Annotated in this window: 22 protein-coding genes; 8 read left to right on the top strand and 14 right to left on the bottom strand. The window is 69.7% G+C overall.

What is annotated here, in order from left to right:
* Window positions 1–11 precede the first annotated feature (11 nt).
* The 7 genes from ybeY to ACOCEP_RS21465 all read right to left on the bottom strand — a co-directional run bounded on the left by ybeY (window position 12) and on the right by ACOCEP_RS21465 (window position 6,628).
* On the bottom strand, window positions 12–566 hold the full coding sequence (ybeY, locus tag ACOCEP_RS21495) for an rRNA maturation RNase YbeY (protein ID WP_126729494.1): 555 nt from the start codon (window positions 564–566) through the stop codon (window positions 12–14).
* On the bottom strand, window positions 563–1,648 hold the full coding sequence (locus tag ACOCEP_RS21490; protein WP_482330772.1) for a PhoH family protein: 1,086 nt from the start codon (window positions 1,646–1,648) through the stop codon (window positions 563–565). Before ACOCEP_RS21490 ends, ybeY begins: the two co-directional genes overlap by 4 nt.
* A gap of 114 nt (window positions 1,649–1,762) precedes the next feature.
* Window positions 1,763–2,113 carry a histidine triad nucleotide-binding protein gene (locus tag ACOCEP_RS21485; RefSeq protein WP_192745785.1) on the bottom strand — a complete coding sequence of 117 codons (351 nt, stop codon included), beginning with the start codon at window positions 2,111–2,113 and terminating at the stop codon, window positions 1,763–1,765.
* 837 nt (window positions 2,114–2,950) lie between these two features.
* Window positions 2,951–3,703 carry a 16S rRNA (uracil(1498)-N(3))-methyltransferase gene (locus ACOCEP_RS21480; RefSeq protein WP_219153593.1) on the bottom strand — a complete coding sequence of 251 codons (753 nt, stop codon included), beginning with the start codon at window positions 3,701–3,703 and terminating at the stop codon, window positions 2,951–2,953.
* Between the two features lie 3 nt (window positions 3,704–3,706).
* A complete protein-coding gene (gene dnaJ / locus ACOCEP_RS21475; RefSeq protein ID WP_465416264.1) occupies window positions 3,707–4,870 on the bottom strand; it encodes a molecular chaperone DnaJ in 1,164 nt (387 codons plus the stop codon).
* Between the two features lie 42 nt (window positions 4,871–4,912).
* Window positions 4,913–5,938: a heat-inducible transcriptional repressor HrcA gene (hrcA, locus tag ACOCEP_RS21470; protein ID WP_482330770.1), complete on the bottom strand. Its 1,026-nt coding sequence runs from the start codon at window positions 5,936–5,938 to the stop codon at window positions 4,913–4,915.
* An 81-nt stretch (window positions 5,939–6,019) separates the two neighbouring features.
* On the bottom strand, window positions 6,020–6,628 hold the full coding sequence (locus tag ACOCEP_RS21465) for a DUF1707 SHOCT-like domain-containing protein (protein WP_482330769.1): 609 nt from the start codon (window positions 6,626–6,628) through the stop codon (window positions 6,020–6,022).
* A gap of 244 nt (window positions 6,629–6,872) precedes the next feature.
* Between ACOCEP_RS21465 and ACOCEP_RS21460 the strand changes: the two genes are divergently transcribed.
* Window positions 6,873–8,063 carry a lipase family protein gene (locus ACOCEP_RS21460; RefSeq protein ID WP_482330768.1) on the top strand — a complete coding sequence of 397 codons (1,191 nt, stop codon included), beginning with the start codon at window positions 6,873–6,875 and terminating at the stop codon, window positions 8,061–8,063.
* 227 nt (window positions 8,064–8,290) lie between these two features.
* Here ACOCEP_RS21460 and ACOCEP_RS21455 read toward each other — a convergent pair whose 3' ends face one another.
* Window positions 8,291–9,787 (bottom strand): CoA-acylating methylmalonate-semialdehyde dehydrogenase, encoded by a 1,497-nt coding sequence (locus ACOCEP_RS21455; RefSeq protein WP_482330767.1) that lies wholly within the window; start codon window positions 9,785–9,787, stop codon window positions 8,291–8,293.
* 144 nt (window positions 9,788–9,931) lie between these two features.
* On the opposite strand from ACOCEP_RS21455, the gene ACOCEP_RS21450 reads away from it, so the two are divergent.
* Window positions 9,932–11,554 carry a PucR family transcriptional regulator gene (locus ACOCEP_RS21450; protein WP_482330765.1) on the top strand — a complete coding sequence of 541 codons (1,623 nt, stop codon included), beginning with the start codon at window positions 9,932–9,934 and terminating at the stop codon, window positions 11,552–11,554.
* A gap of 59 nt (window positions 11,555–11,613) precedes the next feature.
* Entirely contained in the window at window positions 11,614–11,979 is a 366-nt protein-coding gene (locus ACOCEP_RS21445) for an SSI family serine proteinase inhibitor (RefSeq protein WP_482330764.1), read from the top strand.
* Between the two features lie 265 nt (window positions 11,980–12,244).
* Here the strand turns inward: ACOCEP_RS21445 and ACOCEP_RS21440 are convergent, their stop codons facing one another.
* From ACOCEP_RS21440 to ACOCEP_RS21430, 3 genes are all read right to left on the bottom strand, one after another.
* Window positions 12,245–13,804, bottom strand: a complete 1,560-nt coding sequence (locus ACOCEP_RS21440) for a DUF4153 domain-containing protein (RefSeq protein ID WP_482330763.1) — start codon at window positions 13,802–13,804, stop codon at window positions 12,245–12,247.
* 126 nt (window positions 13,805–13,930) lie between these two features.
* Window positions 13,931–14,956 (bottom strand): HAMP domain-containing sensor histidine kinase, encoded by a 1,026-nt coding sequence (locus ACOCEP_RS21435; protein WP_482330762.1) that lies wholly within the window; start codon window positions 14,954–14,956, stop codon window positions 13,931–13,933.
* Window positions 14,953–15,636 carry a response regulator transcription factor gene (locus ACOCEP_RS21430; RefSeq protein ID WP_482339782.1) on the bottom strand — a complete coding sequence of 228 codons (684 nt, stop codon included), beginning with the start codon at window positions 15,634–15,636 and terminating at the stop codon, window positions 14,953–14,955. The genes ACOCEP_RS21435 and ACOCEP_RS21430 overlap by 4 nt, the downstream gene beginning before the upstream one ends.
* A gap of 241 nt (window positions 15,637–15,877) precedes the next feature.
* Here ACOCEP_RS21430 and ACOCEP_RS21425 point away from each other — a divergent pair, with 241 nt between their 5' ends.
* Genes ACOCEP_RS21425 through ACOCEP_RS21410 form a run of 4 tightly spaced genes read left to right on the top strand, consistent with a single transcriptional unit; the run spans window position 15,878 to window position 20,627 of the window.
* Window positions 15,878–17,449 (top strand): NCS1 family nucleobase:cation symporter-1, encoded by a 1,572-nt coding sequence (locus ACOCEP_RS21425; protein ID WP_482330761.1) that lies wholly within the window; start codon window positions 15,878–15,880, stop codon window positions 17,447–17,449.
* Window positions 17,400–18,242 (top strand): nitrilase-related carbon-nitrogen hydrolase, encoded by an 843-nt coding sequence (locus ACOCEP_RS21420; RefSeq protein WP_034316377.1) that lies wholly within the window; start codon window positions 17,400–17,402, stop codon window positions 18,240–18,242. The genes ACOCEP_RS21425 and ACOCEP_RS21420 overlap by 50 nt, the downstream gene beginning before the upstream one ends.
* Complete coding sequence (gene hydA, locus ACOCEP_RS21415) at window positions 18,242–19,627, top strand: dihydropyrimidinase (protein ID WP_482330760.1); 1,386 nt, start codon at window positions 18,242–18,244, stop codon at window positions 19,625–19,627. The genes ACOCEP_RS21420 and hydA overlap by 1 nt, the downstream gene beginning before the upstream one ends.
* Window positions 19,628–19,637: 10 nt before the next feature.
* Window positions 19,638–20,627, top strand: a complete 990-nt coding sequence (locus ACOCEP_RS21410) for a TIGR03842 family LLM class F420-dependent oxidoreductase (RefSeq protein WP_038517097.1) — start codon at window positions 19,638–19,640, stop codon at window positions 20,625–20,627.
* A 219-nt stretch (window positions 20,628–20,846) separates the two neighbouring features.
* Here ACOCEP_RS21410 and ACOCEP_RS21405 read toward each other — a convergent pair whose 3' ends face one another.
* On the bottom strand, window positions 20,847–22,334 hold the full coding sequence (locus ACOCEP_RS21405; protein ID WP_482330759.1) for an FAD-dependent monooxygenase: 1,488 nt from the start codon (window positions 22,332–22,334) through the stop codon (window positions 20,847–20,849).
* A 174-nt stretch (window positions 22,335–22,508) separates the two neighbouring features.
* On the opposite strand from ACOCEP_RS21405, the gene ACOCEP_RS21400 reads away from it, so the two are divergent.
* The gene (locus ACOCEP_RS21400; protein WP_482330758.1) at window positions 22,509–23,972 is read left to right on the top strand and encodes an alpha/beta hydrolase; all 1,464 of its coding nucleotides are present in this window, start codon (window positions 22,509–22,511) and stop codon (window positions 23,970–23,972) included.
* Here the strand turns inward: ACOCEP_RS21400 and ACOCEP_RS21395 are convergent.
* Together ACOCEP_RS21395 and ACOCEP_RS21390 are read right to left on the bottom strand one after the other, a co-directional pair.
* Entirely contained in the window at window positions 23,948–25,177 is a 1,230-nt protein-coding gene (locus ACOCEP_RS21395; protein ID WP_482330756.1) for a styrene monooxygenase/indole monooxygenase family protein, read from the bottom strand. The two genes, ACOCEP_RS21400 and ACOCEP_RS21395, sit on opposite strands and share 25 nt — an antisense overlap.
* A 10-nt stretch (window positions 25,178–25,187) precedes the next feature.
* Window positions 25,188–26,423 (bottom strand): serine hydrolase domain-containing protein, encoded by a 1,236-nt coding sequence (locus ACOCEP_RS21390; RefSeq protein ID WP_482330755.1) that lies wholly within the window; start codon window positions 26,421–26,423, stop codon window positions 25,188–25,190.
* Window positions 26,424–26,430 lie beyond the last annotated feature (7 nt).

Genomic DNA, 26,430 nt, shown 5'->3' with positions numbered 1-26,430 from the left:
TCCGGCGCCGCCTAGGCCGGGGGTTCGTCGGCGGGCACGGCGTCGAGGCCGGCGGTGCCGAGGAGCCTGTCGTCCGCGGACCGCTGCGCGTCACGCTTGTTGAGCGCGGCCACGGCCGCCTGGAACTCGCCGAGGATCCGCTTCTGCAGGCCGAACATCTCGCGTTCCTCGGCCGGCTCGGCGTGGTCGTAGCCGAGCAGGTGCAGCACGCCGTGCGTGGTGAGCAGGTGCAGCTCGTCCATCAGCGAGTGCCCGGCCGTCTTGGCCTGGTCCTTGGCGAACGCCGGGCACAGCACGATGTCGCCGAGCAGCGCGGGCGAGGCGTCCGGCGCGTCGGGGCGGCGGGACGAGTCGAGCTCGTCCATCGGGAAGGCCATCACGTCGGTGGGCCCGGGCAGGTCCATCCACCGCTCGTGCAGATCCTCCATCACCTCGAGGGTGACGAGCAGGATGGACAGCTCGGCGAGCGGGCTGACCTCCATCTTGTCGAGCGCGAACCGGGCGGCCGACACGATGGAGGTCTCGTCGACGTTCACGCCCGATTCATTGGCGATCTCGATGCTCATGAACGGCGTTGCCCTTTCCAGCCGCTGCCCTGGTCCTTGCTGTCCTGCAGCGCCTGCCACTTCTCGTACGCGTCGACGATGTCGCCGACGAGCTTGTGCCGCACCACGTCCTGGCTGGTGAGCTGGGCGAAGTGCAGGTCCTCGACGCCTTCGAGGATGTCGCGGACCACCCGCAGGCCGCTCTTCTGGCCGTTGGGGAGGTCGACCTGCGTCACGTCACCGGTGACGACGATCTTGGCGCCGAACCCGAGCCGCGTCAGGAACATCTTCATCTGTTCCGGCGTGGTGTTCTGCGCTTCGTCGAGGATGATGAAGGCGTCGTTGAGGGTGCGGCCGCGCATGTAGGCCAGCGGCGCGATCTCGATGGTGCCCGCCTGCATCAGCCGCGGGATCGACTCGGGCTCGACCATGTCGTGCAGCGCGTCGTAGAGCGGGCGCAGGTACGGGTCGATCTTCTCGTTGAGCGTGCCCGGCAGGTAGCCGAGGCGCTCACCGGCTTCGACCGCCGGGCGGGTCAGGACGATGCGGGTGACCTGCTTCGCCTGCAGCGCCTGGACGGCCTTCGCCATGGCGAGGTACGTCTTGCCGGTACCGGCGGGGCCGATGCCGAAGACGATCGTGTGCTTGTCGATGGCGTCGACGTAGCGCTTCTGGTTGAGCGTCTTGGGCCGGATCGTCTTCCCGCGCCGGGAGATGATGTTCATGCTCAGCACTTCGGCCGGTGACTCGTGGTCACCGGTGGAGAGCATGCCGACGGTGCGGCGGACGGTGGCCGGGTCGACCTGCTGGCCGCGGCCGGCGAGCGTCACGAGTTCGGCGAAGACACGCTCCGCGAAGGCGACGTCGGCGGGGGCGCCGGTCAGGGTGACCTCGTTGCCCCGGACGTGGACGTCGGCGGCGAGGAGCTCCTCGGCGACGCGGAGGTTTTCGTCCCTGGAGCCGAGCAGGCTGAGCGCGGCGGCGTCGGGGATGGGGAATCGGGACTGGGCCGCCTCGGTGATCGCGGCCTCGTCGGTCTTCGTCGGGATGACGTCCGCGGGAACGTCGGGTCGGGCGGCTTCACCCGGTACGGTTCCGGCCACGTGGCCTCGGGCCTACTTCCTGCGCTTACGCTGCGATTTTCAACGACACTGACAAGCTCGATGTTACTGGTCGCGGGTGCCGGCACGCAGTCCGGTTTCCGCGGGGCGCGCGCTTCAGCGGCCGAAATGCCCCAGCTGCTCGCCGCCGAGCACGTGGGCGTGCACGTGGAAGACGGTCTGCCCGGCGTCGCCGTCGGTGTTGAACACCACCCGGTAGCCGGACTCGGCGATCCCCTCGATCTCCGCCACCTTGCGGGCCGTCGAGGCCACGTCGGCGAGGAGCCGCGGGTCGCCCGCGGCCAGCTCGGCCAGGTTCCGGTACCGCTTCTTCGGCACCACGAGCACATGCACCCGAGCCTGCGGCGCTATGTCCCGGAACGCATACGTCGTCTCGTCCTCGTACACCTTCTCGGACGGGATCTCGCCCGCGATGATTCGCTCGAACAACGTCTCCGCGTCACTCATCCCCCCACCCTATCGCCCACGAGAGCCCCACGCGGACGGGGCGAAGGGAGCTTTCGTCGCGTCGCATGCGAGGAAAGTCCCCTTCGCGTCGACGCATCTCGGCCGGGGTGGTCGTTCTGGCTGGGGCTGAACGCAAGCCCGGTCCGTGAAGGCCTCCTTGCCTACCCTGAAGGTAGTGAAGGAGGCCTTCACGAACCTCGTGATCACCACTTTCACCCCAGACGCACCAGCAGCCACAACGGCTGTGCGTGAAGGCCCCCTTCCCTCGGCTCAGCCGAGGGAAGGGGGCCTTCACACCTTCCCCGGTACTTGAAGCAGGCAGGCCGCCGGCGACCGTTCGGTCGGGGTACCGATCAGCCGCACTCACGTGATCGAAGCCGGAACTCGCGTGATCCGCGGCGGAACACCCCGAGTGCGGCCTCCAATCACGCCTTCACTCACGCCGCCTGTGTTCTCCCAAGTCCGTGATCAGCCGCAGCCAAAATCCAGTAGGTACTGAAGACACCCTTCGCCCTGACCCGAAACGCCACTCACGACCACCCCCGCCGCCGACCTCACCGTGGGGCTCGGCCCCACGGGTCAACACGCGGATCCGGGGCGGGGCCTGCGAAGGCCCTCGAAATGAAGATGCCGCGGCGCGGTGGACCCTGGGGGTCGGCCCACCGCCGCCGCGGCTCCGCCGGACCGAGGGGGGAGGTGCCCGGCGGGGATTCACGCGCGCGACCGGGTCTCATCCCCAGTGGCGCGCCGAAACCGTGTGTTGCGCGTCAGTTAACGAGAGTAACGGCTGTTTGCGTGATCGCGCCATAACTCGCCGCAAATTGGTGGGGGGTTTTTTCACTTCCAGCGTTCTGTGAGAACCCCTAGCGCCCCGAGGGCCACGGCGGCCGCGGTGGAAGTGCGCAAAACGGTGGGGCCCAACCGAATGGCGGTCGCGCCGGCGTCGGTGAGGGTGCTCAGTTCTTCGTCGGTGATGCCGCCTTCGGGGCCGACGACGAGGAGGATGTCGCCCTGTGCCGGGAGTTCGATCTCGGTGAGGCGGGTGGTGATGCCGGATTCGAGGACCAGTGCGCGGGAAACGGTCTGGGCGAGTTCGGCGAGTTCCCGGGTGGTGACGGGTTCGGCGACTTCGGGGACGTGGGCGCGGCGGGCTTGTTTGGCGGCCGCGCGGGCGGTGGTGCGCCAGCGGGTGAGGGCTTTGTCGCCGCGGGTTCCTTCTTCCCAGCGGGCGACGCTGCGTGCGGCGCGCCAGGGGACGATGGCGTCGGCTCCGGCCTCGGTGGCGAGTTCGACGGCGAGTTCGCCGCGGTCGCCTTTCGCGAGCGCCTGGGCGACGATGACGCGCAGTGCGGGCGGTTCCTCGGTCCAGTGTTCTTCGATGGCGAGGGTGAGCGCCGCGTCGCGGCCCGCCTGGACGGCTTCGACGACGCAGCGCGCCATACCGCCTTCGCCGTCGGAAAGCACGAGACGTTCGCCGACGCGCAGGCGCCGGACGGTGGCGGCGTGCCGGGCTTCCTCACCGTCGAGCGTGGTGCGCCCGGAGCCGGGCAGCGCGGCGGTGAGGAAGACCGGCAGTGTCGTCTCGGGCACGGGTTACCGGTGGTTCTTGGTGCGCAGCTTCGAGAACAGCCCGCCGGGCTTGGAGCCGTTCGAAGCGAGCGATGGGACGTCTTCACCGCGCTGCTGGGCGAGTTCGACGAGGAGGTCGCGCTGGGCGTCGTCGAGTTTGGTCGGGACGACGACGTCGATGTGGACGTGCAGGTCGCCGCGGCCGTCGACGCGGCCGGAGGACCGCAGCCGGGGCATGCCCTTGGCGGTGAGCACGAGTTCGGTGGCGGGCTGGGTGCCCGGCTCGATGTCGAGTTCGTAGTCGCCGTCGACGAGCGTCTCGATGGGCACCGTGGCGCCGAGGGCGGCGGTGGTCATCGGGATGCGGAAGTTGCAGTGCAGGTCGTTGCCCTGCCGGACGAACACCTCGTGCGGTGCCTCGTCGATCTCGACGTACAGGTCTCCGGCGGGGCCGCCGCCGGGGCCGACCTCGCCCTGGCCGGAGAGGCGGATGCGCATGCCGTCGCCGACGCCCGGCGGGATCTTGGCGGTGACGTTGCGGCGGGCACGCACCCGGCCGTCGCCGCCGCACTGGCGGCACGGGTCGGGGATGACCTCGCCGAAGCCGCGGCAGACCGGGCAGGGGCGGGCCGTGACGACCTGGCCGAGGAAGGACCGCTGCACGGACTGGACCTCGCCCGCGCCGCCACAGGTGTCACAGGTCTTGGTGCCGGTGCCTTCGGCCGCGCCGGCGCCGCGGCACAGGTCGCAGACGATGGCGGTGTCGACGGTGATCTCGCGGTCGACGCCGGTGGCGCATTCCTCGAGGGTGAGGCCGAGGCGGATGAGCGCGTCGGAGCCGGGCTGCACGCGGCTGCGCGGGCCACGGCCGCGGCCGCCACCACCGCCGGCGGCGCCGAAGAAGGCGTCCATGATGTCGCCGAGGCCGCCGAAGCCGGAGAACGGGTCTCCGCCGCCGCCGCGGGCGCCGCCGTCCATCGGGTCGCCGCCGAGGTCGACGACCTTGCGCTTCTGCGGGTCGGACAGCACCTCGTACGCGGTGGTCACCTCACCGAAGCGGTGCTGAGCGTCTTCCGACGGGTTGACGTCGGGGTGCAGTTCACGGGCCAGCTTGCGGTACGCGCGCTTGATCTCCTGATCCGTCGCGTTCTTCGCAACCCCGAGAATGCCGTAATAGTCCCTCGCCACCGTCTTCGCCTTCTCCTTCTGACTTCGACCTCAACGCCGCGTTCAGCGGCCGGAGAGGATCTGCCCCACGTAGTTCGCCACCGCGCGCACCGCGGCGATGGTGTTCGGGTAGTCCATCCTGGTCGGCCCGACGACGCCCATGCCGCCCAGCAGCATGTCGTCCATCCCGTAGCCGATGGACACCACCGAGGTGCTGCGCATCTGCTCGTCCTCATTTTCCTCACCGATGCGCACGCTGATCGCACCGGGGTTGCGGGCGGCCGCCAGCAGCTTGAGCACGATGACCTGCTCCTCAAGCGCCTCCAGCACCTGCCGCAGCGATCCGGGGAAGTCCGAGACGTTGCGGGTGAGGTTGGCCGTGCCGCCGAGCACCAGCCGCTCCTCGGGGTGCTCGACCAGCGATTCCACCAGCACGGTACAGACGCGGGTGAGGCTGTCGCGCAGGTCGCCCGGCGACTTCTCGGGCAGTTCGGCGACCGACGCCGCGGCGTCGGCGAGCCGACGGCCCGCCAGTGCCCCGTTGAGCACCGTGCGCAGCCTGCCGACGTTCTCTTCGGTGATGACGTCCCCGAGGTCGACGGTGCGCTGGTCGACGCGGCCGGAATCGGTGATCAGCACCAGCATCAGCCGCGCGGGGGTGAGCGGCACCACTTCGAGGTGGCGGACGGCGGAGTTGGTCATCATCGGGTACTGGATGACCGCGACCTGCCTGGTCAGCTGCGCGAGCAGCCGGACCGACCGGCGCAGGACGTCGTCGACGTCGGTGCCGCTGTCGAGGAAGGCCGTGATGGCCCGGCGTTCGGCCGCGCTGAGCGGTTTGACCTCGGCGATCCGGTCGACGAACAGGCGGTAGCCCTTGTCGGTGGGGATCCGGCCCGCGCTGGTGTGGGGCTGTGTGATGTAGCCCTCTTCCTCCAGCGCCGCCATGTCGTTGCGCACCGTGGCGCTGGACACCCCGAGGTTGTGTCTGTCGACGATCGCCTTGGACCCGACGGGCTCCTGGTTGGAGACGTAATCGGCGACGATCGCGCGCAGCACTTCGAATCGGCGTTCTTCCGCGTTGGCCACCCGCACCTCCCTCGGCTCGTCCTCACAACGAGTTTACGGAAGGTGGAGTGCCCGGCGAGCCACCGGACTTCTTTGCGGCCGTCAGCCGCGCCCGCGCGAGGAGCGGCGCAGCGCCTCCGCGGGCTTCCGGATCACTTTCACCGACCCCCACCAGGCGAAACCCGTGACGCGCAGCACCGGCGCGCCTGGCGCCGGGCGCCGTCGCCCCGTCCCGCGGCCGGTGCCGAATCCGCCCATCAGGCCGGCTCCCCGGACGTCGAGGGCGAAGTCCTCCGGCACGACGATCGTGACGCCGCCCATGACCGCCACCGCCCTGATCGCGCAGGATCCGCCGGCGATCCGGGCGTGCCGCAGATCGAGGCGCACGCTGCCCCAGAACGCGCGCGTGACGTGGCGCGGCGGCAGCGGCCCGTCGAACCGCCGCGTGGTGGCGGACATGACGGCGAACGAACGCCGTCCACCTTGCTCGCCGTCTCCGGGGTGGGACAGGGCGAGCGCGCCCCCGGAAGCGAGATCGGCGACCACGGGCTCGAATTCCGCGAAGGTCTTGGCCGCGTAGACGGCGTCCAGCCTCGTTTCCAGTTCACCGGCGGTGATCCGTCCGGCCCCCATGGCTTCGTACAACACTCGCGCGACGTTTTCGCGATCGGAATCGGCCACCCGCATCGCCGACCGCTTCGGTTCCGACATGACGGCGATGCTAACCGGAATGGGCGCTCGCTCCGGCGATTCCCGGCGATCGGATGGAAAGCCATGACCGGCATGAGCGAATTCTGTTCCGCCGCCCTTCCGGCCGTGACAAAACAATTTTTCACGATTGACCACGCGAGCACGAAAACGCTTCCATCGAGGCATTGATCCACCGGCCGCACAATCCGACTCAGCGTGGAGCGCAGTGATGACTTCTTTCCTCCGCCATGCTTTCATCGCCGTCATGACCGCGACCCTGGTCGCCTCGGGAACGGCGGTCGCGGGCGCGGACACGAATTCGGTGTACACCTCCTCGTCACCACTTCCCGCCGGCGAAAACGGTGACGTGGTCAAGTCGCAGCCCTCGACCTACAACGGCGCCAAGGCGACCCGGATCCAATATCTGTCCCGGGACAACAAGAACAAGCAGGTCGCGGTGAGCGGCACCGTCCTGGTGCCGGACAAGCCGTGGACCGGTCCCGGCGAACGGCCGATCGTGGCCTACGCGCCTTTCACCTTCGGCATGGGTCCGGACTGCGCTCCCTCGAAAACCCTCGCGGGAGAGGGCTCCTCGGACCTGATCTCCGGTTTCCAGGGCGGATTCGTCAACGCGTTGCTGGGCGCCGGGTTCGCCGTGGCGCAGACCGACTACATCGGACCGTGGGTGGAGGGCAGTGGTGACCACCCGTACGTCGTCCGGCTGTCCGAGGCGCACACCGTGCTCGACGTCGTCCGCGCCGCGCAGCGGCTGCCGGGAACGGGACTGCCCACCGGAGGCCCGGTCGGGATCGCCGGCTACTCCGAGGGCGGCAGTGCCGCCGCGGCCGCCGCCGAGCTGGCCCCCACCTACGCGCCCGAACTGGACATCAAGGGCGTCTACTCCGGCGCGCCGCCCGCGGACAAGGCCGTGCTGTCGAAGTCGCTCGACGGCGGGATGTACGCCGGGTTCCTCGGCTACGCGCTGATCGGCATCAACCAGGCCTACCCCGAGGCCAGGCTGATGGACCTGGCCAACCCGGCCGGGGCCGATCTGTTCCTGAAGGCCCGGCAGACCTGCACCCTGAACGCGGTCTTCCAGTTCATGTACAAGCAGACCAGCTCGCTGACGAAGGAGGGCAAGCCGGTCTCCGCCTACCTTTCCCAGCCGCCGTTCGACGCGATCGTGGCGGAGAACCGGATCGGCACGATCAAGCCCACGATGCCGGTCATGGTCGAACACAGCCCGCTGGACGACGTCATCCCGGCCGCCGTCGGCAAGCAGATGGCGAAGGACTGGTGCGGCAAGGGCGCCAACGTGCAGTGGAAGGAGCTGCCGACCTTCACGCCGTTCCTGTCCCACGCGCTGGGTATGCCGACCGCGTCCACCGATGCCACCGAGTGGCTGAAGGCCGCGTTCAACGGGCAGGCCGGCAGCGGCAACTGCGGCCGGTTCTGACCCGCCCTTCAGCGGTAAGGACGGTTCTGGACCGAGGCTACTTTAGGTACCTGCTGACTGCGAGTCACAGCAAAAGTACGTGAAGGCCCCCTTCACTGCGTCTAGCGCAATGAAGGGGGCCTTCACGTACTGCGGATCCGAGCAAGGGCAGCGATGGCAAGGAGGGGCGCGTCTCGTGAGTGGCTAGGACGGTTCTAACCGTCCTAGCCACTCACGAGGCGTTGTCGTCAGCTGTTGCGCGGGAACCCGAGGTTCACCCCGCCCTGCGAGGGATCCGGCCACCGCGACGTGACGACCTTCGTCCGCGTGAAGAAGTGGAACCCTTCCGGCCCGTACGCGTGGCTGTCCCCGAACAGCGAGTCCTTCCACCCGCCGAACGAGTAGTAGCCGACCGGCACCGGGATCGGCACGTTCACGCCGACCATCCCGACCTCGACCTCGTTCTGGAATCGCCGCGCGGCCCGCCCGTCGTTGGTGAAGATCGCGGTGCCGTTGCCGTAGGGGTTGCCGTTGATCAGCTCCAGCGCCGCGTCGTACCCCTCGGCCCGCGCGACCGCGAGCACCGGCCCGAAGATCTCGTCGGTGTAGATCGACATCTCCGGCGTGACGTGGTCGAACAGCGTCGGGCCGAGCCAGAACCCGCCGTCCTCGCCGTCGACCTCGACGCCGCGGCCGTCGACGACGAGCCGGGCGCCCGCCTCGACCCCGGCGCCGACATAGGACTCGACGCGTTCGTGATGGGCGGCGGTGACGAGCGGCCCCATCTCCGAGGTGGGCCGCATGCCGTCGCCGACGCGCAGCCGCGTGATCCGCTCGGCGATCTTCGCGACCAGTTCGTCGCCGACCGGGTCGACCGCGACCACGACCGACACCGCCATGCACCGCTCCCCCGCCGAGCCGAAGCCCGCCGAGACGGCCGCGTCGGCGGCGAGGTCGAGGTCGGCGTCCGGGAGGACGACCATGTGGTTCTTCGCGCCGCCGAGCGCCTGCACGCGTTTCCCGTGCCTGGTCCCGGTTTCGTAGACGTACTTCGCGATCGGCGTCGAGCCGACGAACGAGATCGCCTTGACGTCGCGGTGTTCCAGCAACCCGTCGACGGCCACCTTGTCGCCGTGCAGGACGTTGAGGACGCCGTCGGGCAGGCCCGCTTCGGCGAACAGTTCGGCGATGAACACGGCCGCGGACGGGTCCTTCTCGCTCGGCTTGAGCACCACGGTGTTGCCGCAGGCGAGCGCGTTCGGCACGAACCACAGCGGGACCATCGCCGGGAAGTTGAACGGCGAGATCACCCCGACCACGCCCAACGGCTGCGAGATCGAGTACACGTCGACGCCGGTCGAGGCGTTCTCGCTGAACCCGCCCTTGAGCATCTGCGCGGCACCGCAGGCGTACTCGACGTTCTCGATCGCGCGCGCGACTTCGCCCGCCGCGTCGGATTCGACCTTGCCGTGCTCGCTCGTGACGATCTTCGCCAGCTCGTGACGCCGCGCCGAAAGCAGCTCACGGAAGGCGAACAGCACCCGCGTCCGCCCGGCCAGCGACGTCCCGCGCCAGCCCGGCAGCGCCCGGGACGCGGCCGCGACGGCGGCGTCGACGTCGTCCTGCGCGGCGAAGGCGACCTTCGCCCTCACCTGGCCGGTGGCCGGATCGAACACGTCCCCGGATCGTTCGCTCACGCCCTCGCACGGTTTGCCGTCTATCCAATGGGTGATGCGGTCGGTCACGGGTTCCGCCCTCCTGATCGCCGGTGCCTGCTCCCGGTCGAGTCTGGGCGCGCGCGCCACACCGACGCCATCGGCAACGTGTACGGACTCCCGGTCCCGGCCGTACAGTCTGTCTCCAGCGTTGCCGAACCGGGTGGGAGGCCGATGTACCCGACCGTCGCCGAGGTGCTCGCGCTGCCGGTGCTGCGCCAGGGCAGACCCCACGTGGTGGCGGGGGCGGCGGGGCTGGACGCGCCGGTCCGCTGGGCGCACGTCGCCGAGGTCGCGGACATCGCCCCGTTGCTGCGGGGCGGGGAACTCGTGCTCACCACCGGGGTCGCGCTGCCCGACGACGGCGCCGCGCTGGCCCGCTACGTCGCGGACCTGGCGGGCGTCGGGGTCGCCGGGATCGTGGTCGAACTGGTCCGCCATTGGAGCGAGAAGCTGCCGCCGGCGCTGGTCGACGCCGCGGACCGGCACGGTGTCCCGCTGATCACCCTTTCGCGCGAGACGCGTTTCGTGTCGGTCACCGAGGCGGTGAACGGGCTGATCGTCGATGCCCAGGTCGACGAACTCCGCGCGGCGGAGCGGGTCCACGAGACCTTCACCGCGCTGACCGTCGCCGGCGCCGAGCCGGGGGACATCCTGCGCGAGGTCGCCCGGCTCACCGAGCATCCGGTCGTGCTGGAGACGCTGTCGCACGAGGTCCTCGCCTACGACACGGCGGGAGCCGACCCCGGCGAACTGCTGCCCGGCTGGCCGTCCCGGTCGCGGCCGGTGCAGGTCGGCGAGCGGACCGGTTACCACCCGGGCGCGGGCTGGCTGATCACCGTGGTCGGCGCGCGCGGGCACGACTGGGGACGGCTGGTCGTCGTCTGCGGGGAACCGCCGCCGCACCGGCACGTCGTGGTCGCCGAACGCGCCGCGTCCGCGCTCGCGGTGCACCGGCTGGTCGCCAAGGACACCGACTCCCTCGAACGGCAGGCGCACCGCGCGATCCTGACCGCATTGCTGGCGAACCCGGTGCCGCCCGCCGAACTGACCGCGCGGGCCTCCGCGCTGGGTGTCCCGCTGACGGGACGGCTGCTCGTCGGGGTCGCCGTGCGGCCCCGGATCACCGTGACCGCCAAGACCGCGCAATCCACTCCGGTGCTGCTGCGGGAACTCGCCGAAGCGACCGTGCTCGCCGCGCGGCACGCCAAGGTGTCCGCGCTGGTGGCCACCGACGACACCCAGGTGCGCGCGCTGATCGCGCTCTCGCCCGAGGCCGGGGTCGACGCGGTCCTGCGGCGGCTGGCGAACGACGTCCACGAAGCCCGCGCCGGCGCTCCGGCCGTGGTCGCGGTCGGGACCACGGGCGGCGGGCCCGCCGACGCGCGCCGGACGCTCGTCGAAGCCGCGCAGGTGGCCGCCGCGGCGCTCGCCGAGAACGTCGAACGGGTGGTCCACCGGCTCGACGACGTCCGGTTGCGCGGACTGCTGCAGCTGCTGGCGGGTGACGAGCGGATCACCGCGTTCGCCGCACGGGAGCTCGGCCCGCTGCTGAGCCGGGACGCCGCACAGGGCAGCAGACTCGTCCAGGCGTTGAGGCATTACTGCGAGCACGGTGGCAACAAGTCCGCGGCGGCCGCCGCCGCGCACACTTCCCGCACCGCCTACTACCAGCAGCTGGCCAGGATCGAGCAGGTCCTCGGGGTACGGCTCGAAGATCCGGAGTCGATGCTCTCGCTTTATGTCGCTTTGCTCGCGCACGACATTCGAAAAGCGGACGACCACACGTCCGAGTGAGCAAATCTCACCCGAGCGTGGAACACAGTGACCGGGTCACGTCAGCCGATAGGGTTGATATGGCTTTCTTCGAACCGATCGGCGCCTGCGTGCTCGCGCTGGCCTGCATGGCCCCCGCGCAACCCGCCGAATCCACGTTTCAGCTGACCAGCCACGACACCAGAGGCCGGGTCGGCACCGTCTCGCTCACCTGCGGGCCCACCGGGGGTTCCCACCCCGCGCGCGGGAACGCCTGCGCCAAACTGTCCGAAGTGGACGGAGAGTTCGACAGGCTCCGTCCGGAACCGCGGGCCTGCACCCTGGAGTACTCGCCGGTGGACGTCTCCGCGGTCGGCAAGTGGCGCGGCGAGCCGGTCACCTACCGGACCTCGTACGCCAACCGCTGCGTCGCCGACGCCGAGTCGGCCGGCGTCTTCACCTTCTGACCGGAAGCCCCGGCGGGAGTCGCGAAAGCCACTTTCAGGACGTCAGATGTCCCGAAAGTGGCTTTCGCGACATCCCCGGGCCGGGGAACGGACACCAGCGCTCGTCTGCCACAAATCCTTGCCACGAAGGACTTCCGCCCCGAGAGGCCGTCGTGGCCCCGACGTACCCCACCGGGTCTCCCCCTCGATGACCCGGCGGAACCGATCACCTCGGCCTTGATCGCCCTCACCCCCACGAGGGCGATCAAGGCCGTGGCGTCACGACTCAAGGACGGACCGGGTACCGGCACCCGGTCCCGCCCTCCGCGGCGACAGGGGTCTGACGCGCGAGGGACCGGCTCAGGTTCCAATCGCGCCAATCATCTTCCGAAATTCCCCGCACGACCGGTCCGACCACGCAGGACCGCAGCGGCTCCGGAAGCCGGTCCGCCGACGGCACGACGTCGGTGGAAAACCGGGACAGATAGTGGATGTCGAGCATCTTCCCGTGCGCCAGCCGGTCGATGTTGCGGTCGGCGATGAACCGTTCCGGATCGAGGACGGCCAGCCCGAGCAGCGCCGCGACGGCGGCGCCGACGGCCGCGCGTGGCAGCCAGGCCGGCCGCAACGGGATCAGGGAGACGAGCACCAGCACGAAGATCAGGCCGATCCAGAGTTCGCAGACCTCGACCAGCAGCCGCAGCACGGTGAACCCGTACGCCTGCTGGTATGTCCACATGCGACTCAACGCCGAGGCGACGAGCACCAGGCTGAGCCCGCTCAACGCGCCGAGCAGCGCTCGCTGCCAGACGCGGTCGGCCATCGTGGACTTCGGTGCCCAGCGCAACGCGGCGGCGACGAGCAGCAGGGTCAGCACGGTGATCGCGGACAACTGCCAGAACCCGCTCCTGGCGTATTCGGCGGCGGTCAGCCCGCTCGTGGCCAGCAGGTATTCGGTGCCGCCGAACAACACGACCAGGCGGACCACGACGAAACTCGTGAACAGCAGTACCAGCACGCCCAGCGGCAACGTCCATTCGAGCCGGTGCGCGAGCCGTTTGCGCGGTGCGTCGTCGGCGGCGGGCAGCGGGGGCGCCGCCAGCAGGTAGCACGCCCCGGTGACGGCGAACGCGGCCACCACGAACAGGAAACCCCAGCGCACGAACGTTCCCGGGTTCAGTTCGGGGATCACCGCGTCGACGACGCTCGCGAACGCGGCGTCCGCGCCACGCAGCAGCGGGACGAACACCACCAGCAGCATGGCGCTCGCCAGCACGGGCACGAGGAACCTCGGCCGTGTCCGGCCTTCCTGTTTCTTGCCGAGCTTCGTGAGCCCGCGCCCGACCCACGGGATCGAAAGCAGCGCTTCGATGGGGACCGCGAAGACGTCGTAGACGATCGTGTTCACGGTGCGTTTCCCGACCACAGCGAGGGATCCCGCGACGAGGGCCGCCAGCACGCACAGCACGTTCAGCCACACCGACGCACGGAACATGCCGACCGCGAGCAAGCCGAGCGCGGCCGCCGCCCACAGCGCGTTGACCAGGCGGAAGTGTGGTTCGGCGTCGCCGCGGGCGCGCCTGTCGGCGAAGTAGACGGCCGCCGCGAAGGCGAGCCCGGCCACGAACCACCCGGCTCCGGGCCGGTCCGGCATGGCGAAGGCGGCGATCAGCCCGGCCGCCGCCGCCGCCGGCAGGACGGAGCCGGGCAGCGGGACGATCGCCGATTTGGGCGGCACGCGGGGCCGCATCAGTACCGGCACCGGCACCGGCGGCGCGGGCGGCAGGGTGGTCGTCGCCGAAGGCGGCGACGCGTGCGCCTGCTTCTCCTCTTGCTCTTCGCTCATCGAATCCTCCAGTTTGCGAAAGCACATATCGTGAGTCGAAGGAGGGCTGAAAGGCCCCCTCGCCTCATGTCATGCGGTGAAGGACGCTTTCGCCCCATCGCATGCGGGGAAAGTCCCCTTCAGCCCCTACGGAACGGGAATCACGACGCGGATGACACAGCCCGGCCGTCCTTCGGGGGTGACGACGGCGATGCTGCCGTCGTGCAGGTCCACCACCCACCGCGCGATCGCGAGCCCGAGACCGGTGCCCCCGCCACCGGCCCGCTCACCGCGGGTGAACCGCTCGAACACGCTGTCCCGCTCCCCCGGCGGGATCCCGGGGCCTTCGTCCTCGACCTCGATGACGACGTCGGCCTCGCGGGCCTCCGCCCGCACCCGGACCTCTCCCCCGGCGGGTCCGTGCCGGACGGCGTTGTCGAGCAGGTTGACCACGACCTGGTAGAGCCGCCCGCGGTCGGCGACGGCGGTCGCTCCGGGCGGCTGGACGTCGACGGAGAAGCGCGCGCCGCGACCGGTGACGCCCGCTTCGGTGGCGACCTCCTCCAGCAGCAGTTCGAGATCGAACTCCTCCAGCTGCAAGGGGAACGCACCCGCGTCGATCCGCGAGAGATCGAGCAGTTCCGAGACGAGCCTGCCGAGCCGCTCGGTCTGCTGCAGCGCGGTCTTCAGCGTCGCCGGATCGGGTTCGGCGACGCCGTCGACGAGGTTCTCCAGCACCCCGTTCAGCGCGGTGATCGGCGTGCGGAGCTCGTGGGAGACGTTCGCGATCAGCTCGCGGCGTCGCTGGTCCGAGGCGTCCAGGTCGGCGGCCATCTGGTTGAAGGCGTGCGACAGCTCCCCGACCTCGTCGCGGGCGGTGGCCCGGACCCGCCGGGTGTAGTCGCCCTTGGCCATCGCGCGGGCGGCGGCGGTCATCTCACGCAGCGGCCTGGTCATCCCGTGCGCCAGGATCTGCGAGGTCACCACGGCGAGCACCATCGCGGCGATCGTGGTCCGCGGCGGCAGCCAGCCGATCTGCCAGTTGAAGAAGGCGAACGCGATCCCGCCCGAGGAGACCAGCAGGATCGCGAGCTTGAGCTTGATGGAGCGGACCGGGTCGAGCGGTCTCGGGAGCGCGTCGACCACGCGGCCGAGCAGCGGGCGGAGCTTCACGATCCCACCTCCAGGGCGTAGCCGACGCCGTGCACGGTGCGGATGAGGTCGGCGCCCAGTTTGCGGCGCAGCGCCTTGATGTGGCTGTCGACCGCGCGGGTGCCCGACCCGGTGCCCGCGACGTCCCAGTCCCAGACCTCGCTGAGCAGCCGTTCCCTCGGCTGCACCGCCCTCGGGCGTTTCGCGAAGTGGACGAGGAGGTCGAACTCGATCGGCGTCAGCTGGGCCTGGGTTCCCGCGCGCGTCACCCGCCGCTGGTCGACGTCGATTTCGAGGTCACCGAGGACGATCTTCGTGCCGGCGTCGCTCACGTCGGTCCTGGCCGAGCGTTCGACCCGGCGCAGCAGCGCGTGCACCCGTGCCGACAGCACCCGCATGGAGAACGGTTTGGTGAGGTAGTCGTCCGCGCCGACGCCGAGGCCGATCAGCATGTCCGTCTCGTCCGACCGGGCGGTCAGCATCAGCACCGGGACCGGGCGGCGGGCCTGGATCCGGCGGCAGACCTCCAGCCCGTCGAACCCCGGCAGCATCACGTCGAGCACCACCAGGTCCGGCTCGCGCTCGGCGTCGGTCTCGACGCCGGACGGCCCGTCGTGCGCCAGGTCGACGGTGAATCCCTCGGCCCGCAGCCGCGCGGCGATGCTCTCCGCGATGGTCACGTCGTCCTCGACGACCAGCACCCGGCGTCCACCCAGTTCCATGGGGATGACTGTAAGCACCGGCCGTGGAGACCATCCGGGTGAGCTGTGGAGATCCTGTGGAGATGTTTCGGCCGGTTTGCCGGGTTACTACGACCGTGTGTGTGACGCAGGTCATGCACCAGGAGCCGGCGAATGCAATCGACAGTCTGCGCTCCGACGCCATCAACAGTGAACAGTCTGCCAGTCCCACCCGCGCGGCGCGGGCGAGCACGATTCCGCAATGGAGCCGACGGCACGCGGTACGCAGCACGTGCATCCTGATGGCCGGGTGGAACTCGGCGAGGTCGAGTCCTTGAAGGACAGCCGCTTCTACAACGAAGAACTCGCCCCGGTCCCGGTCGAAAAACGGACCTGGACCACGTACACCTACTTCGCGCTGTGGATGGGCATGGCGCACAACATCCCGTCCTACGCGCTCGCGGCCTCGCTGATCGCGCTCGGCATGGACTGGGTGCAGGCGCTGCTCACCATCACCATCGGCAACCTGATCGTGCTGATCCCGATGTTGCTCAACAGCCACGCCGGGACGAAGTACGGCATCCCGTTCCCGGTGTTCGCCCGCGCCTTCTTCGGGATGCGCGGCGCGAACCTCGCGGCGTTGCTGCGGGCGTTCATCGCGTGCGGCTGGTTCGGCATCCAGACCTGGGTCGGCGGCGAGGCGATCTACATCATCGTCGGACGGCTCGCCGGTTCCGGCTGGAAGGACTCCGCCGTCGTCCTCGGCCAGCACTGGACACTGTGGCTTTCGTTCGGCCTCTTCTGGCTGTTCCAGATGCTCATCATCTGGCGCGGCATGGAGGCGGTCCGCCGGTTCGAGAACTGGACGGCCCCGCTGGTCTCGGTCGGCTTCCTGATCCTGCTGGGCTACGTGCTGGTCAAGGCGGGCGGGCTCGGGCCGATCCTGTCCGAACCCGGGAAACTCGGCTGGGGGCCGGACTTCTGGAAGGTCTTCGCCCCGGCGCTGATGGCGATGATCGCGTTCTGGTCGACGCTCTCGCTGAACATGCCGGACTTCACCCGCTTCGGCGGCAGCCAGGGCAAGCAGGTCCGCGGTCAGATCCTCGGGCTGCCGACCACGATGACGTTCATCGCGATCGTCGCCATCCTGACCACCTCGGGCGGCAGCGTCCTCTACGGCGAGCAGATCTGGGACCCGGCGAAACTGGCCGACCGGTTCGATTCCCCGGTCGTCGTGGTGGTCGCGCTGGTCGCGCTGGTACTGGCGACCGTGTCGGCGAACCTCGCGGCCAACGTGGTCAGCCCGTCCTACGACTTCTCCAACGCCTTCCCGAAGAAGATCACCTTCGCGGTCGGCGGGCTGATCACCGGCATCATCGGCATCGTCATCCAGCCGTGGCGGCTCTACTCCGACCCGAACATCTACATCTTCGCGTGGCTCGGCTTCTACGGCGGCCTGCTCGGCGCCGTCGCCGGGGTGATGGTCGCCGGCTACTGGGTCGTCTACCGCACCAAGCTGCGCCTGCGGGATCTGTACACCGAACGCGGCGTCTACTGGTTCAACGGCGGCTGGAACTGGCGCGCGCTCGTCGCGACGCTGGTCGGCGCCGTGCTCGCGGTCGGCGGCGCGTACGGCGGGCCGTTCCCCGCCGACGGGCTGATCCCGTTCCTGAAACCCCTCTACGACTACAACTGGGTCGTCGGCCTGGCGGGCGCCTTCGTCGTCTACCTGCTGCTGTCCCTGCCCGAACGCAAGCGCACCACCGATATCGAGGAGGATGCAAGTGAGCGACGTGGTCCGAGCCGGATTGATCCAGCAGCGGTGGACGGGTGACAAGGAGTCCATGATCGCGAACGCGGTCGAAGCCATCGGCAAGGCCGCTTCGCAGGGCGCGCAGGTGGTCTGCCTGCAGGAGTTGTTCTACGGCCCGTACTTCTGCCAGGTGCAGGACACCGACTACTACTCCTACACCGAAGGCATCCCCGACGGGCCGACGACGAAGCTCATGCAGGAGGTCGCCGAACGCCACGGCGTCGTGCTGGTCGTCCCGATGTACGAGGTCGAGCAGCCCGGCGTGTACTACAACACGGCCGCGGTGATCGACGCGGACGGCACCTACCTCGGCAAGCACCGCAAGAACCACATCCCGCAGGTGAAGGGTTTCTGGGAGAAGTTCTACTTCCGGCCCGGAAACATGGGCTACCCGGTGTTCGACACCGCCGTCGGCCGCATCGGCGTCTACATCTGTTACGAGCGGCATTTCCCGGAGGGCTGGCGCGCGCTGGGCCTGGCCGGGGCGAAGATCGTGTTCAACCCGTCGGCGACCAGCCGGGGCCTTTCGGAGTACCTGTGGCGGCTGGAGCAGCCCGCGGCCGCCGTCGCGAACGAGTACTACGTCGGCACGATCAACCGTGTCGGCGTGGAACCCTTGGGCGACAACGACTTCTACGGCCAGTCGTATTTCGCCGACCCGCGCGGCCAGCTCGTCGGCGAAGCGGCGTCCGACACCGAGGAGGAGATCGTCGTCCGCGATCTCGACATGGCCAAGCTCGCCGAGGTACGGGATCTGTGGGCCTTCTACCGGGACCGGCGCCCCGACAGCTACGGACCCCTCGCGGAGGCGTGATGACCACCCTCATCAGCGGCGGGCAGGTGCTGTCCACGATGGGCGCTTCGGCGGCGGACGTCCTCGTCGACGGCGAGACGATCTCGGCGGTCGGCGCACCCGGAACGCTCGGGCTCGCCGACTCGGTGATCGACGCCACCGGGAAGTACGTGCTGCCCGGCGGGATCGACGCGCACACCCATATGGAGATGCCGTTCGGCGGAACGCATTCCGTCGACACCTTCGGCACCGGAACGACGGCGGCGGCGTGGGGCGGGACGACCACGATCATCGACTTCGCCGTCCAGGCCAAGGGCACCTCCCTGCTGTCCACCATGGACAAATGGCACGAGAAGGCCGACGGCAACTGCGCCATCGACTACGGCTTCCACATGATCGTCTCCGACGTCAACGACTCGTCGTTGAAGGAGATGCAGGCCTGTGTCGACGGCGGCGTCGGCAGCTTCAAGATGTTCATGGCCTATCCGGGGGTCTTCTACTCCACGGACGGCGAGATCCTGCTGGCCATGCAGAAGGCGCGCGAGATCGGCGCCACGATCATGATGCACGCGGAGAACGGCATCGCGATCGACCAACTGGCCGCGCAGGCGTTCGCCGCCGGGAAGATCGATCCGGTACAGCACGGTCTCACCCGGCCGCCGGAGCTGGAGGGCGAGGCGACCTCGCGCGCGATCCAGCTCGCCAAGGTGACCGGGGCGCCGCTGTACATCGTGCATCTCTCGGCGTCGCAGGCGCTGGCGGCGGTCGCGGAAGCGCGAAACGACGGACAGAACGTCTTCGCGGAGACGTGTCCCCAGTATCTCTATCTGTCCATCGAGGACTTGGCGAAGCCCGATTTCGAAGGCTCGAAGTACGTCGCCTCTCCCCCGCTGCGCGAGAAGTCGCATCAGGCGGATCTGTGGCGGGGTCTGCGGACCAACGATCTCTCGGTGGTGTCGACGGATCACTGTCCCTTCTGTTTCAAGGACCAGAAGGAACTCGGCCGCGGCGACTTCCGTGCGATCCCCAACGGGATCCCCGGCGTCGAGCACCGGATGGACCTGCTGCACCAAGGGGTCGTGGCGGGCGAGCTCACGCTCGGACGCTGGGTCGAGACCTGCTCGACCACCCCGGCGCGCATGTTCGGGCTGTACCCGCGCAAGGGGGTGATCGCGGCGGGTTCGGACGCGGACATCGTCGTCTACGACCCGGCCGCGAAGCAGACCTTGTCGGTCGAGACGCACCACATGAACGTGGACTACTCGGCCTACGAGGGCATGGAGATCACCGGCAAGGTCGACACGGTGCTCTCGCGCGGGCGTGTGGTGGTGTCACCGTCCGGTTTCTCGGGCAGTACGACGCACGGGAAATTCCTCTCGCGCGACCTGAACCAGTACCTGAACTGAGGCGGTGGCCATGGATTTCGGAATAGTTCTCCAGACCGATCCGCCCGCGCGCGACCTGGTGCGGCTGATGAAGGCCGCCGAGGACCAGGGGTTCCGTTACGGCTGGACGTTCGATTCGTGCGTGCTGTGGCAAGAACCGTTCGTCATCTACTCGCAGATCCTCGCGGCGACGTCGTCGATGATCGTGGGCCCGATGGTGACCAGCCCGGCCACCCGGGACTGGTCGGTGATGGCGTCGACCTTCGCCACGCTCAACGACATGTACGGCAACCGGACGGTCTGCGGGATCGGCCGCGGCGACTCGGCGCACCGGGTGGTCGGCATGCCACCGTCCACTTTGGCCACCGTGCGCGAGTGCATGCACGTGGTCAAGGAGCTGGCCGAAGGACGCGAAGTCCTGTTGCGGGACAAGCCGGTGCAGATCCCGTGGATCCGCAACGGCAGGCTTGAGATGTGGATGGCGGGATACGGGCCGAAGGCGCTGAAGACCGTCGGCGAACACGCCGACGGCTTCATCCTTCAATGCGCGGATCCCGCGATCGCCCGGTGGACCATCGGTTCCGTCCGCGAGGCGGCTCGCGCTGCGGGGCGGGACCCGGCCGGGATCACGATCTGCCTCGCGGCCCCGGCGTACGTCGGCGACGATCTGGCGCATCAGCGGGAGCAGTTGCGCTGGTTCGGCGGGATGGTCGGCAACCACGTCGCGGATCTCGTGGCGCGGTACGGCGATTCCGGGCCGGTGCCGCACGAGCTGACCGACTACATCCGTGAGCGGCAGGGCTACGACTACTCGCACCACGGGCGGGCGGGGAATCCGTCGACCGACTTCGTCCCGGACGAGATCGTGGACCGGTTCTGCCTGCTCGGGCCGTCGTCGGCGCACGTCGAGCGGCTGGAGGAGCTGGCTTCGCTCGGTGTCGACCAGTTCTCGCTGTACCTGATGCACGACCAGCGCGAGGAGACCCTGAAGCGCTACGGCTCGGAGGTCATCAACCGCTGACGACCTCGTGAGTGGTAAGGGACATCCACGGCCGGGGCGGTTTCGCGTGACCGGTGGGACGGCACCCGTGCCTGGATGGTGTCGTCCAGCTGATCGCAACCTTTCAACGTTGCGAAAGCCACTTTCGCAACGTTGAAGGTTGCGAACGTGGCTTTCGCAACGACGGCCGCGGCCGGGCCCGAACCTTCAGGCCAGAGCCGTCTCACCACTCACGAGACGTCACGCGAACCAGGCGGCGAGGGCCTCACGCAGGCCGTCGGCGTCGTCGCCCGCCCAGGCGACGTAGCCGTCCGGGCGGATCAGGAGGACGTCGGCGGGCCTGTCCTCGGCCTTCGCGGTGTGGACGTCGGCGCGTCCTCGCGCGAGCTCACGCAGGTCGGGCCTGCCCGCGAGGTCGAGCAGCACCGGCCGCGCCGTCCGCAGCAGTTCGGCGACGCTGGTCGCGCCCTCGTCGGTTTCCAGCGCGAAATCCGGGACGAACATGCCGGTGAGCGCGTGCGAGGAGCCCGGCATCGGGTAGCGCGTGTCGGTCCCGGCCACGTGGGCGGACAGCCGTCGCGCGGCCGACTCGTCGTCCAGTAGTTCCTGGAAGACGGTGCGGAGCGCTTCTGCGGCTTCGTCGTGCCCGCGCCGCAACGCGACCTGCGCCCGGGACTGCAGGAGCGCACGCGCACCGGCGGCGTGCCGTTCCGCGTGATAGGTGTCCAGCAGCCCTTCCGGCGCCCTGCCCTGGATCTCGGCGGCCAGCTTCCAAGCGAGGTTGACCGAGTCGGACATGCCGACGTTGATCGCCGTGCCGGTGGAGGGCAGCAGGTGGGCCGCGTCGCCCGCCAGCAGGATCCGGCCTTCGCGGTAGCGCTCGGCCTGGCGGGCGGAGAACTGGTAGCGCGAGAGCCGGACCGGTTCGCCCAGCGGGACATCGCCGCCGAGCACGCGGCGGATACTGTCCCCGAGTTCGGTCAGGGTCATCGGCACGTCGTCGTCGACCTCGCCGGGATCGTCCTCCGTGGTCTGGATGAACACGATCCCCGGCGTCAGCGATCCGAGCGCGAACACACCGGAGTCGGTGCGCGTGAAGCCCGCCTTGATCCGGCCCAGCTCCGGCGTCTCGATGTCGCCGTTGTCGTGCATGGTCAGTCCCTCGGGGACCTTGACCTGCCCGATCCGGTTCACCTCGGGATAGGTGGTGCCGGGGAAGCCGATCCCCGCCATCGACCGGACGGGGCTGCGCCCGCCGTCGCAACCCACCAGGTACGGGGCGGTGACCTCGTACGTCCCCTCAGGACCGCGTACCTCGGCGGTCACCGACTCGTCGTCCTGGCGCAGCCCGGCGACTTCGTGCCCGCGACGCACTTCCGCGCCGAGTTCCGTGGCGTGCTCCTCCAGCAGCCGCTCCAGCGACTGCTGCCGCACCGACAGCGCCTTCAGCGGCGGCTCCTCGAACCGGGTGAGGTCCACGTGCACCCCACCGAACGGAAAACGATGCGGCGGCACGGGATCGGTGACGAGTCCCCGCACCTTCTCCAGCAGGCCGCGATAACGCAGCAGGTCCAGGATCTGCCCGCTGAGGCCATGGGCCTTCGGAGTCTTCCCCTGTTCCGGCCGCCGTTCCAGGACCAGCGGGCGCGCACCGGCCAGCCGCAGCTCGGCGGCCAGCATCAGACCGGTCGGGCCGGCACCCACGATGATCACGTCGACGTCCGTCAAATCTTCACTCCTGTTCGGCCTGTTCTTGCTACGGCCGAGGATTCTGCGGTACCACCGGGGTCTTGCCGCAAGCCCCCCGGTGCGCTATATGTTGACCATGGAGGGGCTCACCCCACCATGTTTCCGGGTACACACCCCAGGGATCGCGCACCCGCGAGGCGGGACGCTGGCCGGGTGACCAGAATCCGCATCGCTACCGCGCTCACTCTGACCGCACTCGCCGCCGTCACGATCACGCCCGCGGTTTCGGCCGCGCCGAGAGGTCTCGACTGGGGCGCCTGTCCGTCCGGATCGCCACCGGGCTACGACTGCGCCGAGATCGAGGTCCCGTTGTCCTATCAGGACCCTGGCGGCCCGCGGATCACCATCGCGCTCGGCCGTCTCCCGGCGACGGACCAGAAGCACAAACGCGGCACCCTCTTCACCAACCCCGGCGGCCCCGGGAACCAGGGCCGCTTCAGCAGGTTCCAGACGCCGTCCCTGCACCGGCAGTTCGACATCGTCGGCTTCGACCCGCGCGGTGTCGGCGCCAGCACGCCGGTGCGCTGCTTCACGTCCGACGCCGAAACCGAGCCGCTCAAACGGATCCTGGGCACCTTCCCGATCACCGCCGAGCAGGAGACCCGGCATTTCGCCGACGCCCGCGAGGTCACCGCCTCCTGCGGACGCAACGCCGGGCCGCTGCTGAACCACCTGTCGACCGCGAACGTCGCCAGGGACCTGGACAGGCTGCGCCAAGCCGTCGGCGAGCCCCGCCTGCGCTACTACGGGCTTTCCTACGGCACCTACGTCGGCGAGGTGTACGCCAACCTGTTCCCGCATCGGGTCGGCACCTTGGCGCTGGACGCCGTCGACGATCCGATCGCCTGGTCCACCGGACACCGTCCGGAGGACGCGAACGTCCCCTTCAGCACCAGGCTCGGCGGTTTCCGGGACGCCGACCGCGCGCTGCGGGCCTTTCTCGACACGTGCGCGGCCGACGTCCGGTGCGCGTTCCGCGAGCCGGGGACGGATCTGCGGGCCAAGTACGACGCGCTTCTCGACCGGCTGGCGGCCTCACCGGGGCCGGTCACCTATCAGGAGGTCGTCCGGCGTACCCACCACGCGCTGACCGACGAGGCACACTCGCCCGCATTGGCGGAATTCCTTCAGTCCGTGGCGAATCCTGTCGCGGCGAAGGCCATCGCGACACCGTTCGATTCCGCGATGGGTGGCGGCGGGACGATCTGCGCGGACACCGCGAATCCGCGTGACCCGGCCGCCTGGCCCCGCGCCGCCCGCGCGGCCGACCGGGAAGGCCGCGGTTTCGGTTCGTACGACACGTATCTTTCCCTGCCGTGCGCCTTCTGGCCCGCCACCGACACCGCGCGGTACACGGGACCGTGGAACCGGCCGACCGCGCCGATCCTGTTGCTGGCCAACGGCAAGGGTGACCCGGAGACGCCGTACGCCGGGGCGAAGCGCACCGAACGCATCCTCGGCAACGCCCGGCTCCTGACGCTGGACGCCTGGGGGCACGGCGCGTTGAACCGCAGCGCCTGTGTCGACGCGGCCGTCGACGCCTACCTGACCCACGGACGCCTTCCGGCACGCGGCACCGTCTGCGCCCCGGATCACGCGCCGTTCGACGCCAGGTAGGCCAGGGCGGTGTCCTCGTCGGTGAGCCAGCCGGCGTAGTCGACGGGATCGGCGAAGATGTTCGCGAACCGGCGCGCCACCTCGGGCGCCGTCTGCGCGGCTTCCAGGGTGGCCAGAACGTGATCCGGCGGTGGAGCGAGCAGATCGTTGCTCAGCCGGGTCGCGTGCTGGGCCTTTTCCCAGTATTCGGCGAAAGTCCCGCGCAGGAACGCTTCGTCGAACGGGCGGTCGCCGTGGTCGAGGACGCGCCGTTCGTAGACCGCGGCCGCGTGCGCCGCCATGTTCGCGCCCTGCCCGGCGATCGGGTCGTTCGTCACCGCGGCGTCGCCCATCGCGAGGACCTTCGCTCCCGACGGCAGCGTCCCGACCGGGTCACGCACGATCGGCAGGACCCGGCCGCGCAGGACGTCCGGCGGCCCGCTGGGGCGGGCATCGGCCAGCGACTCCTCGACCCACGGGAACTGCTTGCGCAGCAACGTCATCGCGAGCGCGAAATGCTCGTCGACGCCGGTGACGCCGTCCCAGACGTCCATCGGGCCGCCGGGGACGCCGAAGAACCCGAGGCCGAAGACGGGTCCGCGCACGGACTGGATCGGCAGCCCGAACAGCTCACCGGCCTGGGAGAGCCCGAACGTCAGCCCCGGATACACCGGCAGCGGTTCGTCCCGGCCGGAGACGAGGTACAGGATCCCGATGGTGCGCTGCGGCTCACGATGCGGGGAACGCGCGTCGTCACGCGGGAAGAGGGCGTCGAACTGTGGTCCCCGTCCGGCCGCGACGAGCACGAGTTCGAATTCGCGGGCGTACTCCTCCAGCCCTTCCGGGGTCACCTTGCCGATCCGCACCTCGCCGCCGCGGCCGGCGAAGGCGGTCAGCCAGGCGGACACCTTGACCCGTTGATCGACCGATTGCGCGGGCTGGTCGAACCGGGCCCGCCACGAGACGGCGGGCTCCGGGGAATCCCCGGCGAGCCCGAACGACGCGCCGAGGACCTCCGGGGCCTGTCCGTCCCAGAAGTTGATGCCGAGCGCGCGTTCCCTGGTCAGCGCGGGATGGAACACGCACTGGTTCGAGATGAGCCTGCCGTCCCGGATCGTTTCGGCGTCACGATCGGTGACCACGGTGACCGCGTATCCGTGCCGCTGCAGGCCCAAGGCCAGGACCAGCCCGGCTTGACCGGCCCCGACCACCACGATCCGGCGCATGGCTCCCCCCTTACTCGACCAAGGCTTGGTACACCAGGTTCCTCAATTCGACGCGGATCGGGTAGGTGGAAGAGGGCAGCAATTGGGTGAAGAACAGGACCGTGACGTCCTCGTCCGGATCGACCCAGAACGCGGTGCTCGCCGCGCCACCCCAGGCGAATTCCCCGGCGCTGGCCAGGGTCTTGGCCTTCACCGGGTCGTCGAGCACGGAAAAGCCCAGCCCGAAGCCGAAACCGTCGTACGGCGCCTCGGAGAACCCGGTCCGCCCGCAGGTCTCCAGGTCCACGCCGCCGGGCAGGTGGTTGGTCGCCATGAGCCGCACCGTGCGCGGGCCGAGCAACCGGACGCCGTCGAGTTCGCCGCCGCGCACCAGCATCTGCGCGAACCGGTGGAAGTCGCCCGCCGTGGAGACCAGCCCTCCACCGCCGGAGAAGCACGAGGGCCTCACGCGGCCGAGGGCGCCCAGCTCGTCGTGCCGGAACGGCTCCTTGGTGGCGGGATGCGGCACGTAGAGCGCGGCCAGCCGATCGAGATCGCCGGCGGCGACCTGGAATCCCGTCTCGTGCATGCCGAGCGGGGTGAAGATCCGCTCGGCGAAGAAGGTGTCGAGCGGCTGACCTGAGACGACCTCGACAAGCCTGCCGAGGATGTCCGTCGCGACCGAATAGTTCCATTCCGAACCGGGCTCGAACAGCAACGGCAGCCGCGCGATCGCTTCGGACACGCCCGCCAGATCGAGCCCCGGCGCGGTGCCGAAGTCGAACCCCGCCTCGCGGTAGACCGCGTCGACCGGATGCGTGCGATGGAACCCGTAGGTGAGCCCCGCGGTGTGGGTGAGCAGATGCCAGAGCCGGATCGGTTCGGCCGCCGGCACGGTCGCCTGCTTCAGCGACGAGCCCCCGGCGAAGACCCGCGGTTCCGCGAACTCCGGCAGCCAGCGGGAGATCGGGTCCTTGAGGTCGATGAGGCCGTCTTCGACGAGCATCATCGCCGCCACGGAGGTGACCGGCTTGGTCATCGAGTAGACGCGCCAGATCGTGTCGGTCTCGACCGGCAGCCCGGCCTCGATGTCGCGCAGCCCGTTCGACGCGACATGCGCGACCTTCCCGTTCCTGGCCACCACGGCCAGATACCCGGGGAGCCGGTTTCGCTCCAGGTACCCGTCGAAATGCTTGTCGATCCGGCGCAGCCGCTCCGCGTCGAAACCCACCTCGGCCGGGTCGACGTCCACCTTCAGCTCGATCATGCGACCG

It is taken from the genome of Amycolatopsis sp. CA-211722 (genome assembly GCF_056828465.1).
The sequence above is the reverse complement of the archived record's forward strand: the minus strand, read 5'-3'. Positions and strand labels throughout refer to the sequence as shown.

Coding starts and splice junctions, on each gene's coding strand:
- ACOCEP_RS21390 (WP_482330755.1), bottom strand. CDS start 26,423: ATGATCGAGCTGAAGGTGGACGTCGACCCGGCCGAGGTGGGTTTCGAC.
- ACOCEP_RS21450 (WP_482330765.1), top strand. CDS start 9,932: ATGTACCCGACCGTCGCCGAGGTGCTCGCGCTGCCGGTGCTGCGCCAG.
- ACOCEP_RS21425 (WP_482330761.1), top strand. CDS start 15,878: ATGGAGCCGACGGCACGCGGTACGCAGCACGTGCATCCTGATGGCCGG.
- ACOCEP_RS21410 (WP_038517097.1), top strand. CDS start 19,638: ATGGATTTCGGAATAGTTCTCCAGACCGATCCGCCCGCGCGCGACCTG.
- ACOCEP_RS21445 (WP_482330764.1), top strand. CDS start 11,614: ATGGCTTTCTTCGAACCGATCGGCGCCTGCGTGCTCGCGCTGGCCTGC.
- ACOCEP_RS21440 (WP_482330763.1), bottom strand. CDS start 13,804: ATGAGCGAAGAGCAAGAGGAGAAGCAGGCGCACGCGTCGCCGCCTTCG.
- ACOCEP_RS21465 (WP_482330769.1), bottom strand. CDS start 6,628: ATGTCGGAACCGAAGCGGTCGGCGATGCGGGTGGCCGATTCCGATCGC.
- ACOCEP_RS21485 (WP_192745785.1), bottom strand. CDS start 2,113: ATGAGTGACGCGGAGACGTTGTTCGAGCGAATCATCGCGGGCGAGATC.
- ybeY (WP_126729494.1), bottom strand. CDS start 566: ATGAGCATCGAGATCGCCAATGAATCGGGCGTGAACGTCGACGAGACC.
- hydA (WP_482330760.1), top strand. CDS start 18,242: ATGACCACCCTCATCAGCGGCGGGCAGGTGCTGTCCACGATGGGCGCT.
- ACOCEP_RS21395 (WP_482330756.1), bottom strand. CDS start 25,177: ATGCGCCGGATCGTGGTGGTCGGGGCCGGTCAAGCCGGGCTGGTCCTG.
- ACOCEP_RS21460 (WP_482330768.1), top strand. CDS start 6,873: ATGACCGCGACCCTGGTCGCCTCGGGAACGGCGGTCGCGGGCGCGGAC.